The 13,325-nt window shown below is 26.9% G+C and carries 14 protein-coding genes; 9 read left to right on the plus strand and 5 right to left on the minus strand.

The annotated features are described in order from the left end of the window. Positions 1 to 99: 99 nt before the first annotated feature. Both rpoD and ACTCCZ_RS04550 read left to right on the plus strand, forming a co-directional pair. Positions 100 to 1,953, plus strand: a complete 1,854-nt coding sequence (rpoD, locus tag ACTCCZ_RS04545; RefSeq protein ID WP_079577246.1) for an RNA polymerase sigma factor RpoD — start codon at positions 100 to 102, stop codon at positions 1,951 to 1,953. A gap of 3 nt (positions 1,954 to 1,956) precedes the next feature. After that, positions 1,957 to 2,646, plus strand: coding sequence for a hypothetical protein (locus ACTCCZ_RS04550; protein ID WP_079577245.1), 690 nt, complete (start codon positions 1,957 to 1,959; stop codon positions 2,644 to 2,646). On the opposite strand, the gene ACTCCZ_RS04555 is transcribed toward ACTCCZ_RS04550, so the two are convergent. Genes ACTCCZ_RS04555 through hemL form a run of 3 tightly spaced genes read right to left on the minus strand, consistent with a single transcriptional unit; the run spans position 2,621 to position 4,760 of the window. Then, entirely contained in the window at positions 2,621 to 3,178 is a 558-nt protein-coding gene (locus ACTCCZ_RS04555; RefSeq protein ID WP_079577290.1) for a hypothetical protein, read from the minus strand. The genes ACTCCZ_RS04550 and ACTCCZ_RS04555 overlap by 26 nt on opposite strands. Next, complete coding sequence (locus ACTCCZ_RS04560; protein WP_079577244.1) at positions 3,162 to 3,467, minus strand: AtpZ/AtpI family protein; 306 nt, start codon at positions 3,465 to 3,467, stop codon at positions 3,162 to 3,164. Before ACTCCZ_RS04560 ends, ACTCCZ_RS04555 begins: the two co-directional genes overlap by 17 nt. A 12-nt stretch (positions 3,468 to 3,479) precedes the next feature. Beyond that, positions 3,480 to 4,760, minus strand: coding sequence for a glutamate-1-semialdehyde 2,1-aminomutase (gene hemL, locus ACTCCZ_RS04565; protein ID WP_079577243.1), 1,281 nt, complete (start codon positions 4,758 to 4,760; stop codon positions 3,480 to 3,482). Between the two features lie 53 nt (positions 4,761 to 4,813). Between hemL and ACTCCZ_RS04570 the strand changes: the two genes are divergently transcribed. Continuing rightward, positions 4,814 to 5,623, plus strand: a complete 810-nt coding sequence (locus ACTCCZ_RS04570) for an energy transducer TonB (protein WP_159445709.1) — start codon at positions 4,814 to 4,816, stop codon at positions 5,621 to 5,623. A 52-nt stretch (positions 5,624 to 5,675) separates the two neighbouring features. Here ACTCCZ_RS04570 and ACTCCZ_RS04575 read toward each other — a convergent pair whose 3' ends face one another. After that, positions 5,676 to 6,782, minus strand: a complete 1,107-nt coding sequence (locus tag ACTCCZ_RS04575) for an FtsW/RodA/SpoVE family cell cycle protein (RefSeq protein WP_079577241.1) — start codon at positions 6,780 to 6,782, stop codon at positions 5,676 to 5,678. A 19-nt stretch (positions 6,783 to 6,801) separates the two neighbouring features. Between ACTCCZ_RS04575 and ACTCCZ_RS04580 the strand changes: the two genes are divergently transcribed. From ACTCCZ_RS04580 to ACTCCZ_RS04605, 6 genes are read left to right on the plus strand one after another with little or no spacing between them, the layout of a single operon-like run. Then, on the plus strand, positions 6,802 to 7,788 hold the full coding sequence (locus ACTCCZ_RS04580) for an RluA family pseudouridine synthase (protein ID WP_079577240.1): 987 nt from the start codon (positions 6,802 to 6,804) through the stop codon (positions 7,786 to 7,788). Then, positions 7,736 to 9,016 carry a fibronectin type III domain-containing protein gene (locus ACTCCZ_RS04585; protein ID WP_079577239.1) on the plus strand — a complete coding sequence of 427 codons (1,281 nt, stop codon included), beginning with the start codon at positions 7,736 to 7,738 and terminating at the stop codon, positions 9,014 to 9,016. Before ACTCCZ_RS04580 ends, ACTCCZ_RS04585 begins: the two co-directional genes overlap by 53 nt. Before the next feature lie 3 nt (positions 9,017 to 9,019). Next, positions 9,020 to 10,204 (plus strand): tRNA (guanosine(46)-N7)-methyltransferase TrmB, encoded by a 1,185-nt coding sequence (gene trmB / locus ACTCCZ_RS04590; protein WP_079577238.1) that lies wholly within the window; start codon positions 9,020 to 9,022, stop codon positions 10,202 to 10,204. Continuing rightward, complete coding sequence (locus tag ACTCCZ_RS04595) at positions 10,204 to 10,866, plus strand: cell division ATP-binding protein FtsE (RefSeq protein WP_079577237.1); 663 nt, start codon at positions 10,204 to 10,206, stop codon at positions 10,864 to 10,866. Before trmB ends, ACTCCZ_RS04595 begins: the two co-directional genes overlap by 1 nt. Beyond that, on the plus strand, positions 10,853 to 11,671 hold the full coding sequence (locus tag ACTCCZ_RS04600) for a cell division FtsX domain-containing protein (protein ID WP_079577236.1): 819 nt from the start codon (positions 10,853 to 10,855) through the stop codon (positions 11,669 to 11,671). The genes ACTCCZ_RS04595 and ACTCCZ_RS04600 overlap by 14 nt, the downstream gene beginning before the upstream one ends. Further along, positions 11,664 to 12,950 (plus strand): murein hydrolase activator EnvC family protein, encoded by a 1,287-nt coding sequence (locus tag ACTCCZ_RS04605; protein ID WP_079577235.1) that lies wholly within the window; start codon positions 11,664 to 11,666, stop codon positions 12,948 to 12,950. Before ACTCCZ_RS04600 ends, ACTCCZ_RS04605 begins: the two co-directional genes overlap by 8 nt. Here the strand turns inward: ACTCCZ_RS04605 and ACTCCZ_RS04610 are convergent. Then, positions 12,936 to 13,289, minus strand: coding sequence for a winged helix-turn-helix domain-containing protein (locus tag ACTCCZ_RS04610; protein ID WP_079577234.1), 354 nt, complete (start codon positions 13,287 to 13,289; stop codon positions 12,936 to 12,938). The two genes, ACTCCZ_RS04605 and ACTCCZ_RS04610, sit on opposite strands and share 15 nt — an antisense overlap. Positions 13,290 to 13,325 lie beyond the last annotated feature (36 nt).

The following is a 13,325-nucleotide window of genomic DNA, read 5'->3' on the forward strand; positions in this document are numbered from 1 at the left end:
TAATTATTTAAAAATAATAGATTAAATAGATAAATTTAATTATTTTTTTAACTAATTTCGGTATAATATATGACTATCTTAAATAAGGAACTTTATTATATGAGTGCAAAAGATTTAAATAAATCAATAGAACAAATTGTTAAAGAGTACAAAGATTCTATCTTAACTTATGAAAAAATCATTAAAATCTTTCCAAAAGCACCTTCAGCAGCAAATGTTAAAAAACTTCTAGCTTTAGTTCAGTTATATAATGTACAACTAATTAGTTCGCAAGAACAAGCTAAAAGAATGAATGCCGAAGAAGCAAAAAGAAAAGCAGAACATAGAAACAAACTAAGAGAAAACGAAGAAGATGTATATGACTTACTAAAGAATAAAGAACTTTTAGAATGGAGTAGATCAGATTCACCTGTTAGAATGTATCTTAGAGAAATGGGACAAATTCCTCTTTTAACAAAAGAAGAAGAAATCGAAATTTCTAAAAAAATAGAAATGGGTGAAGATGTAATTCTTGATGCCATTTGTTATGTTCCATATTTAATTGACTTTATTCTTGAGTATAAAGAACCTTTAGTAAATAGAGAGAGAAAAGTTAAAGAACTTTTTAGAAACTTTGATGATGAAGATTCAGACGATAAAGATGATGACATTGAAGAAGACTCTGAACCAGAAGAGGAAGAAGAGAAAAAAGGTAAAAAACAGAAAAAACTTGATAAAAGAGCAGAAACAATTATTGCAGCTTTTAAAGTTTTAGAAAAAGCAAAAAAAGATTGGTTAAAATTTTTGACAAAAGAATCAGCTAAATCTGATGATGAAATTGATCAAATGCAACACAATTTAGCTATTGCTTTTAAGAAAAAAATATTAAAAGAGGCTTTACTTGATTTAGGTCCAACTTCAAAACTTATTAGTGAAATCGTAAGAGCTATGGAAACTGCACTAAAATCTGACACTGGTTTTGAGCATGAGTTAAAAAGATTAGAGTATAGATTACCACTTTTTAATGATATGCTAAAGAAAAACCACCAAAAGATTTTGGACAATATCTTGAATTTAACTAAAGTTCAAATTACTTCTATGGTTCCAGAAGCTACTATGGTAAGCACTTATATGGAGATTAAAAAACTTTTCCAAACAGCAGAAGCTAGTAAAGATGGATTTGATTTAGAACCAGAAGAGTTAAAAGATGTTCTAGAACAAATTAAAAGAGGTAAACAAATAACTGATCAAGCTAAGACAAGAATGGCAAAATCAAACCTTAGACTTGTAGTATCTATTGCAAAAAGATATACAAATAGAGGTTTACCTTTCCTTGATTTAATTCAAGAAGGAAACATAGGTCTTATGAAAGCAGTTGATAAGTTTGAGTATAAAAAAGGTTATAAATTCTCTACTTATGCTACATGGTGGATTAGACAAGCAATTAGTAGAGCAATTGCAGATCAAGCAAGAACTATTAGAATTCCAATTCATATGATTGAGACTATTAATAGAATCAATAAAATCATTAGAAAAGGTATTCAAGAAAATGGTAAAGAGCCAGATGTAGAAGAGATTGCAAAAGAAGTAGGACTTCCTGTTGATAAAGTTAAACAAGTAATCAAAATCACTAAAGAGCCAGTTTCACTTGAAGCACCAATAGGTAGTGATGATGATGGTAAATTTGGGGACTTTGTACCTGATGAAAAAGCTCCAACTCCTGTTGATAATATCATGAAAGAGGATTTACAAGGTCAAATTGACCAAATTCTTGCTCAATTAAATGAAAGAGAACAAGCAGTTGTAAGAATGAGATTTGGTCTTATGGAAGATGCTAGTGATAGAACACTTGAAGAGATTGGAAAAGAATTAAGTGTTACTAGAGAAAGAGTAAGACAAATAGAATCAAGTGCAATTAAAAAATTAAAACACCCTAAAGTTGGGAAAAATCTTAAGAATTACGTAGAAAGCTAATATATGAGTAATAACTTCTTTGAAAAGTGGGTAGAGCTAGACTTAAATCCTATAATATCATTTTCTTCTACGGGAAAGATACTTTACTCAAATCAAGAAGCACAGTTTTTACTTAGTCGAATATCTCAAAAAGAGATATTTGATTTAGCTGTTGAGTATGCACCTAAAAGCTTCGGTGCAGAAACTACTTATATTGATTTACATATGAAAAACTATATTTTTTATGCAGTTACTGTTTCATATGAAAACGAAGAAGCTATCAATATAAAACTATACAAAAGTACTATGGTAAAAAAAGAGTCAAAACTTAATACTAAAAATAGTGATATGGTAAATGTATTTACTTTAGTTGATTTATCTATTTCAGCAATGAAATCTAAATCAGATATAAAATTTATCAAAAATTACGACCCTTCTATTCCTGATTTTAAATTAAATGCAAAAGAGTTTATAAAGATATTAAACTCATCTTTAGAGTGCTTTAACTCTTCATCTACAATTACAACAACAATAATGCTAAAAATTGGAGAGTATATTAAAATTGAAAAGAAAAAATACTCACTTATATCAATAGAAGTATCTAGTAAAAATTTAGCAGATTATAGTAATTTTAAGTATGAAGATAGTTCATCTTACTTTATTCTTACAAAAGATAAGTCAAAAATTGCTATTGACTTACCTCTGATTTTATAACTAGTTTTGTTAATAATACAGCAATAGGAACTATTCCTAGACCAATTAAAAAAGGTATTGGTAAAAAAAGATTATTGTTATTTAGTGCAAAAAATCCAAATATCAATATACCATATCCTAATAATCTATAAATAGAGACAAAGCCACCTGCTGAAAATAGTGTATTTTTAAAAGAGTTTCTTTTTACTTTAGTCTTTTCTTCTTTTATAATCTCTTTGATTTTTTCTGGTGTTAATTCTTCTTCTTTTATAGGTTCTATATCCTGTGAATATAAATCAAAAGGATCATCAATTTCATCTACTTTATCCCTATCTTCTATCTTAGTTTCCATTTTACTATCAAAATTTTTCAATCTATTTTGTATATTTCTTTTATATGATAAAAAAGAAGAAACAGTAATAATTATAGAAGCAAAAAAAGCAACTTGTGAGTTAAGTAGCCAATAAAAATTTTCAAAAGATAAAGAGTAAATTATAATGCAAAGGTCTACAAGTAAAAAGACCTTTGCAAAATTTTTAATCATCTTCATCATCAAATTTTTTATCCCCATATTTTGCTCTATGGGCATATCTTGGATCGTTTTCTAATCCCTCATACTCTTTTTGAGCTCTTTTATATGCTTTTACTATATTTAATACAGCTGCTGCAACACCCCAAAAAAGTCCTAGCCACAATAGCCAGTCATATCCAAATAGATGTTTCAAGCCATACCCTACACCAAATCCAATTGCAACTGCTGCAACTAAAGAGAGTCCTAAAGATAAATTATCTAAAGCTCTTAACTTAGATTGGTGTTTTGGTTGTTGATTATTATTTTCCATATATTTCCTATCTTATAATTTAGCCATCACTTCTTGTGCAGCTTTAATACAATTGTCAATATCCTCATCACTAATTGCTTCACACATAAATGCTGCTTCATATTGAGAACAAGCAAAATAGAAGCCTCTTTTTAGCATCTCTTGATGAAATTTAGCAAATCTATCAAAGTTACAAGTACCAACTTCTTTAAAGTTTCTTGGTGGTTTTTCACAAAAAAAGAATCCAAACATAGAACCTCTTGAATCAACTTGAAATGCAATATTATTATCTTCTGCTGCTTTTTTAAATCCTGCTAATAGTTTTGTTACTTTTTGGTTTAAATTTTCATATAAATCTTTTTTAGCTTTAATTTTTCTAAGACTTACTAATCCTGCTGCCATAGCAACTGGATTTCCACTTAAAGTACCAGCTTGATAAACTGCTCCATCAGGACTTAAATGAGCCATAATTTCACTACTTGCAGCAAAAGCACCAACTGGCATACCAGCACCAATTACTTTACCAAAAGTTATAATATCTGATTTTGTATTAACTACACCATGAGCTCCTGTTAAACTAGCTCTAAAACCACTCATAACTTCATCAAAGATTAAAAGTGCACCATTATCATCACAAAGTTTTCTACATTGTGCTAAAAACTCTTCATCAGCTGGAATAAAACCCATATTTCCTGCAATTGGTTCAATAATAATACAAGCAATATCATCACTTGTTTCAAAACATTTTTTCAACTCATCAATATTGTTATATTCACAAAGTAATGTATGTTTTGTTAAATCTGCTGGAACACCAGGTGAGCTTGGAGTACCAAAAGTAGCCATACCAGAACCTGCTTGAACTAATAATGAATCAGAGTGTCCATGATAACATCCCTCAAATTTTAAAATTCCATTTTTTCCTGTAACACCTCTTGCTAATCTAATAGCACTCATCACAGCTTCTGTTCCAGAGTTTACAAATCTAACTTTATCTATATTGTCATACATTTCAACGATTTCACTTGCAAGTTCAGTTTCCAATACAGTTGGAGCACCAAAACTTAAACCTTTTTTAACAGTTTTTATTACCGCTTCTTCAATATCTTTATCACAATGTCCAAAAATCAAAGGACCCCAGCTTTGAACAAAATCTAAATATTTATTACCATCTACATCAATAAGATAAGCACCCTCACCTCTATCAATAAATGGAGGCGTTCCACCTACACTTTTAAATGCTCTAACTGGTGAATCAACTCCACCAGGAATTACTTTTTTCGCTTCTTCATATGCTGTTATTGATTTATCAAACATTAAATATCCTATCTTTGTTAAATTTAAAAGCTTCATTATACTATAATCCCGTTATGAAAACGTTTATACTAGCACTTATTTTTTCAATTATTATACATATACTTTTTTTATTCAATTACAAGGTTGAAAAAAAGCAAGAAGATTTCCATGAGAAAAAAATAGAGAGTAAAAAGAAAAAAAGCTCTATTACATATGTTCAGCTTAAAAAACCAAAACCAATAAAAAAAAGTGAACCAAAAATCACAGAAGAAAAAAAGAGTTTCAAAAAAGAAATTCCAAAGAAATTCAAAGAAGTAAAAAAAGAGATAAAGCCTCAAAAAAGAAGAGAAAAAGTTGTAAAAACAAAAAAAGAAGTTGTAAAAGAGTCCAAAAAAATTGTTAAAAAACAAAAAGAGTTTAAAAAAGTACAAAAAGAGATTAAACCTCAAGAAAGAAGAAAAACTGTAGATAAAAGCTCACTTGAAAACTTTTTACTTGAAAATCCTGTATTAGACAAAGAGTTACTTGATGATGTAACAAAAAGTTATATTAAACTTTATGGTGATGAGTATGATAAGTTTACAAAAGTTCAAAAAGCATTTTTACAAAATAACTTAAAAGATATTGGAAGAATTACACAAAAATATTTAAGTTCTAAAGGTTATCCAAGAATTGCAATAAGGACAAAACAACAAGGGGTGAATGTAGTTGAATTCTTTTTGTATCCAAATGGCGATATAAAAGGCTTGAAAGTTATAAACTCTTCTAGTTACACAGTCTTAGATGAAAATAGTATAGATACAATAAAAATTGCATATAAAGATTATCCAAGACCTAAAGAGGTTACAAAAATAAGAATATATGTTCATTATAGATTATATTAAAAGTAACTAGAATTAAATAGTTACTTTACTATGAAAAATAATATACCTTTTATTATAATTTTCTTTCAAAATCATACATATCCATAAATCTAAATGCAAGTAAATTTTCTAATATTGCAATTAGTACTATAAAATTTATAAAAGAACTTCCCCCATATGAAAAAAGTGGTAAGGGAAGACCAACAACAGGTGCAAAACCTATAACCATCAGTATATTAACACTCATATTAAAAAATATCAATAAACCAACTCCTGATGAAAAGGCTCTAATTATAAAATCATCTTTAAAGTAGGAGTTCATTAAAAGTAAATGATATATCAATAAAGTATAAATAACTATTAATAAAACTGAACCTAAAAAACCATATCTTTCAACAAAAAAAGCAAAAATAAAATCACTTGTGGCTATGGGTAAAAACTTCAATTGTGTTTGTGTTGCTTCATCACTATCTTTACCGTTTAAACCTCCTGAGCCTATTGCTATTATGGATTGTTGTACATGGTAACTTGGTTTTTCAGAGATAAAATCTATTATTCTTTTCTTTTGATAATCTTTGATTAAATATGTGTACGCAAAAGGTGCACTAATTGCAACAAGAATTAATATAGTTGCCCAAATTCTCCAATTTACTCCTATTACAAATAAAATACCATATCCAACTAAAAGTAAAATAAGAGCTGTTCCTAAATCTGGCTCTTTTGCAATTAAAACAAAAGGTAATAAAATATAAAAAGAAAAATAAATAAAATCTTTAATTCCATAACCATCATTTGGTGGAGGTCTATTGTGAACCAAATAACCAATCATTAGAATAAATACAGGTTTTATAACTTCTGAGGGTTGAATTGTATATTCTAAAAATGGAAGACTAAGCCATCTTTTAGCTCCAAGCCTACTTTCACCCCAAAACTCAACTGAAAGCAAAAGTGCAATACCTATCCAATAAAATAATGGCATTAATCTTATATGTTTTCTAATTGGAAGTAAAAATACACCAATAAAAAAAAGTAAAGATAAAGAAAAATAGACCAATTGTTTATTGGCCAATGCTTCATTGGTTTCATTTATCAAATGGTATGATAATAGTATTAATGGTAAAATAAAAATTATTAATAAATAATCAAAATGAGATACAATTCTCTTATCAAATAAACGCATAATGAAAGAGTAGCAAAATATGGATAAAAATTTTATTGTTTACAGCCCAAATAGACTCGATAAGTTTCTTTCAATGCATATAGATGCATCAAGAAATCAAATAGAACAGCTTATAAAAAAGGGCTTTGTTAAAGTTGATGAAAAAGAATCAAAAAAAACAGGATTGAAGTTAAAAGAGAATCAAAAAGTTAGTGTAAATTTTCCAAAAGCAGAAATTTCTAAAATCAAAGATAAAGATTTTATAATTGAGTCTTTAAAAGGTAAAGAGATAAAAGTTATATATGAAGATGAGCATATACTAGTTTTAAATAAGCCTTATAACTTAACAGTGCATGATGCACCAAGTGTAAAAGATGCCACTTTAGTTGATTGGTTAAAATTAAAAGAGATATCTCTTTCAACAATAAGTGGAGAGCAAAGACATGGAATTGTACATAGACTAGATAAAGGTACAAGCGGTGTTATGGTTGTTGCAAAATCAAATGAAGCACATGCTAAATTAGCAAAACAATTAGAAGATAAATCAATGGGTAGATATTATTTAGCAATTATAGATTTACCATTAAAAGAGAATGTGATTATTGAAAAACCAATTGCAAGAAACCCCAACAATAGATTAAAAATGGCAATTGTTGAAGATGGAAAATTTGCTAAATCTGCATTTGCAAAAATTGCTTTAAGTAAAAATGAAAAATATGAATTAATTGCTGCTAAACTTTTCACAGGAAGAACTCATCAAATAAGAGTTCATATAAGTTCGATAAGTAGGCATATTCTAGGGGATAATTTATATGGATTTAAGGGCGAATTAAATAAAATAAATAGATTTTATCTGCATGCTTATAGTTTATATCTTTATCATCCAATAACAAACGAAAAAATGAGCTTTAAGGCAGATTTACCCGATGATATAGAACAATTTTTACAGAATAATTTTAAAATGGAGAATATTGATGAAAAACTTGATGAAAATCACATCATCACTTGCTTTGATTCTTTTAGTTAGTGGTTGTAGTTACAAAGGTGACTTAATGTCAGCTAAAAAACCAAAAATCGATGAAACACTTGAAGTAGTTGATTCTAATTCAATTAGATCAATAAGTGATATTAATGCGATTGCATTTGAGTGGAAAAAAGTTGATGATACAAGAGTTACAGGTTATAATTTTTATAGAGCAAATTTACAAAAAGATGGAACTAAACTAAAACTTATTGATACTATTGAAAATAAATATGTAACTCACTATTTAGATACAAATGTTGAACCAAATACAAAATATGTTTATAAAATCTCTAGTGCAACAAAAAATGATGTTGAATCAAAAACAACAAAAGATTATATAGTTTCAACATTAGACTTACCAGAGGGAATTAGCTTTATTCAAGCTATTTCAAATCTTCCAAGACAAATTAAAATTGTTTGGAGACCTCATGGAAATGAAAGAATTGCATACTATAAAGTTGAAAGAAGCTCTCCTCAAACTCCAAAATGGAAAGAGCTAGATGATGTAAAAGGAAGACTTCAAGCTGAATATATTGATGAAGATTTAAAAGATAGTGTAGTTTACAATTATAGAGTAACTGCATATACTTTTGATGATATTCCAACAAAACCAAGTCAAATAGTAAAAGCACAAACAAAAGCTTTACCAGCTGGAGTTTATACATTAAAAGCTTCAACAAATAGACCAAGAAAAATAGTATTAAATTGGAACGCATCTGAGTCTTCTGATGTGGTAAGATACAATATTTATAGAAGTTCAAGTGCAACAAGTGGATTTTCTTACTTAAAAAGTGTTAATAGTAAAACATTAGATTATGAAGATTTTATCAATGAAGATGGAAAAATCTTTTTTTACAAAATCACTGCAACTGACAAAGATGGTTTAGAAAGTAGTTTAAATGTCAATGCAGTTATGGGTTCTACTTTAAATAAAGTAAATAAACCAATTATGACATTAGCACAAATTCAAGGTGAAAAAGCGATTTTAAATTGGCAAAGTGCTGATAAAAGAACAGTTAGCTTTAATGTATATAAAACAGTAAAAGATGGTATGTTCAATAAAAAGACTATTAAAATATCTGGAATAAAAGCATTAAGATATGAAGATAAAGATATAGTAAGAGGTGTTGAGTATAGTTATTCAATTCAGTCTGTTGATGAGTTTGGAATTGCATCTGAAAAAACAGATACAACACAACTAATATTACCTAAATTAAGAGAGTTAAAATAATCAATGCCCCATATAGTTTTTAATAATGAAAAAAATATAAAAACACCATTTGAAAAAAATGGTGTTGATTTTAAGTTTTGTGCAAAATCATATAACTTTACTAAAGAAGATAGAAGAGTAGAGTATAAAATTGGTGTAAGTTATGAAAATAAAGAGTTTCTACTAACTTTAAAAGACAAAAATGACAATAAAATGCTAAAAGCAGATAAAGTAACAAGAGTTACTCCTGTTACTTTAGTAAAAGATGCATTAAATGCATATGTAGAAGAGATTGGTGCAAATATTATTTTTTCAAATACAAATAGTTTTAATCAAAAAGTAGAGCCTAAAAAAGAGTATTTAAAAGATATTCAATATTTTGTTGATGATTTTAAAACTAATAAAGAAATTCAAATAGAAATTGGTTTTGGAAGTGGAAGACACTTACTTTATCAAGCAAAGAAAAATCCAAATATTCAATTTATTGGATTAGAAATTCACACACCATCAATTGAACAACTTTTAAAACAGTTAAAAATTCAAGAAATAGATAATGTTTTAGTAGTAAATTATGACGCAAGACTTTTTATGGAGTTTATAGATTCAAATAAAGTTGGCAAAATATTTGTACATTTTCCAGTGCCATGGGATAAAAAACCCCATAGAAGAATCTATTCAAATGAGTTTATAGATGAAGCATTAAGAGTATTGATGCCAAAAGGAACACTTGAACTAAGAACAGATAGTAGAAAATATTTTGATTATTGTGTTGAGCTTTTAACTAATTTAAATAGCGGAAAAATCACAATTGATATAAATAAAGATTTAGAAGTTTCGAGTAAATATGAAGATAGATGGAAAAAGCAAGGTAAAAATATCTATGATGTTGTTTTACAATGCCAAAGAGAAGATGAAGATATTGATTTAAAATATGACTTCTCTTTTGGAAAAATAAATCTTGAAAAGTTTAAAGATATTATTTCAAATAAACCTATGCTTGATGAAAACTTTTTTATTCATATAGAAGATTTGTTTTTATTAGATGAAGTAAACTCAGGATTAATTGAAGTTACCTTTGGAAGTTTTAATAGACCACTTAGTAAATATATATATGTAGAAAATAATAAGGCTTCATATTATCAAGGAACTCCTCTTCCTACAAGTTCAAATATTAAAGCCCATGAAAGATTAAAAGAGATTTTAAAATAATGATAAAAGCAAAAAATATCTACTTAGCATATGATGAAAATAAATTTATTATAAAAAAAGGAAACTTTGCAATTAATAGTAAAGAGTTTATTTTTATTGGTGGAACAAGTGGTAGTGGAAAATCTACACTTTTGAAATCATTTTATGGAGATATTGGCTTAAAACATGGTAGTTTAAATATTGATGGACAAGAGATGTACAATATTTCTGCAAAAATGCTAAGAAAAGTAAGAAGAGATATTGGAATAATTTTTCAAGATTATAAACTTATACATGAGTGGACAATTGAAGAAAACATAATGATTCCCCTTAAAATAAATGGATATTCAAATGAAATATCAAGAGATCAAGCAACAAAACTTTTACATCACGTTAAGCTTGGTCATAGAGCAGGATATTATCCAAATGAATTAAGTGGGGGAGAACAACAAAGAGTAGCAGTAGCAAGAGCATTAGCACATAATCCAAAGTTAATTATTGCAGATGAGCCAACAGGAAACTTAGATGACTATTCTGCTGAAGTTGTATGGAACTTATTAAAAGGTGCAAATGAGCAATTAGGAATAACAGTTGTAGTTGTAACCCATAGAGTTCCTAAAAATTTTGGAATTAGATTTAGACAATTATCAATTGAAGATGGGATAATATATGAAGTTTCTTAAAAATATTCTTGCATTTGTTATACCACTTAGTGCGATGCTAATAACATTTACCTTATATTTATTTGCACAAAATACAGTAAATCAATATAAGAAAAAAATATCAAATGATTACTCAATAGTTGTAATAACAAATACACCTTTAATAAAAGAGAATATAAATAAGCTTTCAAATATAAATGTAAATAGAATTGTTACATTAAAAAAAGAAGAGATTATAAATGATATAAAATCAAATTTATCTGATACATCAATAAAACTATTAAGACAAAAATTGCCAAATTTTTATAAAATTCATTTAGAAGAGTTTCCCACAACAACTGAATTAAATAATATAAAAGATGAACTTTATAAGAATAAAAATATAAGAAAGGTTGAAATCTTTTCAAAAAACCATAATCAAGTCTTTTTACTACTACTGCTTATAAATGAAATAAGTTTAGTTCTTTTTGTTGTTATTTTAATCTTTTCAATTTTAATACTAGCAAAACAGATACAAATTTGGTTTTATGAACATCAAGAAAAAATTGCCATATTACAGCTACATGGAGCTTCTATTTTATATAGCTCTTCTACAATAATAAAATATGCTATTTTAAGTGCATTTATTGCTTTTTTCTTAGTTGCAGGACTATTTACATTTTTAGTAAATAATTTAATTTTAATTTTTCCTCAAGAGTTAAGTGAAATAGTTGATGTTGAAATATCTTTAAGTAGTGAATTAATTAAATTATTCTTTCTATCTCTTGGTATTTCTATTTTAACAATATTTGGTGTATTAATAAAATATAAGATTAAAAATGATTAAATTAATATTAGCTATTGCTTTAATTTTTAATTTCTTAAATGCTTCAAGTAAAAGTATTGAAAAAAAGATCGAAACAAATAAATCAATACTTGATAAAAGTAAATCAAGAAAGATGAGAACAACTCTAAAAATAAAGCTTTTAGCAAAACAAATTGAATCACAAAATCAAGAACTTACAAATCTTGAAAAACAAATAATTAATGTTAATAATGATATAAAAAAACATCAAAACCTACTTGATACTTCAAGAGAAAACTTAAATAAACTTCAAGAAAAATCAAAAAATCTAATAGAAAAGAAAAAAACAAATGAAGAACAAATTGTTGATACAATTATTGAAAACTTTACTTCATCTATTGCAATAAAATTAGCAAAAGAGAGTTCAGAAAAAGAGTTAATAGACAAAGAGATTTATACTTTGCTTTCACAGCACTCAAAAGATCAGATTTTAAAACTAAATAATAACTATGAAACAATAACATTAAATAAAAAAGAGAACGAAAAAAAAATCAATACTATTAAAGAGTATATAGAAGAAAGAACTAAGAAAAAAGTAGAATTAAATAAACTTATAAATGAACACTCCAACTCTATAAAATCACTTGAGAATAAGCATGAGATATATCAAAAAGAGTTAAAAAGCGTAATAAAAAAACAGCAAGAGTTATCATCTTTATTAAGTCAACTAAATATTTTAAAATCAAAAGAGCTTGAAAAAGAGAAAGCAAGAAGAGAAAGAGCAAGACTACTTGCATTAAAAAAGAAAAGAGAGCAACAAAGAAAAAGTCAAAGTAATACTAAAAATGAAGTTCAAAAAAGATATGCACAAGATATTGATTTGGATGTTAGAATACTTGGTTCTTCAACAAGAGGTGTTAAAATATCAAGATATAGAGGTAAAAAAACTATTTCACCATTAAAAAGCTTTAAAGTTATAAAAAAGTTTGGAAAATATTATGACCCTGTATATAAAATAAAACTATTTAATGAATCAGTTATATTAAAAACAAATAGACCAAAAGCAAAAGTTTTCGCAATATTTAATGGAAAAATTGTTTATGCAAAGAAAAATGCAGGTATGCTTGAAAATGTTGTAATAGTACAACATAGCAATGGACTACATACAATATACTCACACCTTGATGAAATAGCTCCAACACTAAAGGTTGGTAAATGGATTAAAAAAGGTTATGTAATTGGAAGAGTAAGTGATACATTGAATTTTCAAGCAACAAAAAATTCATTTCATGTAAATCCAAAAGATTTATTTAGAATCTAATAACTCTTTTGTGAATTTTTCATTTATTACTTTTAAAAACTCATCATGCTCTTTTTTCAAAGTTTTATAAGTTTGTATGATTTTTTTACCATAGTTTGTTATTGTATAGATATTTTTATCTTCTTTATCTTCAATAGCCAAAGGTTTATTTGCAATTTTATTAATTGAGATAATATTTTTTAAGGCAATATCATAATCAATATTTGCTTCTTTTGCAGCAACTTTTAGATTGCTATTATCAATAAGCTTTTCTAATAGATTTATTCTACCAGGTCCCATAAAATTTCCACCATCTTTTTGAACCCAGATTTGTCCACCAATATTATATTTGTTTTCCATGTGTATAATGTAGCCTAAAATTGTTAAAGTTTTTAT

It is taken from the genome of Malaciobacter sp. (assembly GCF_055140965.1).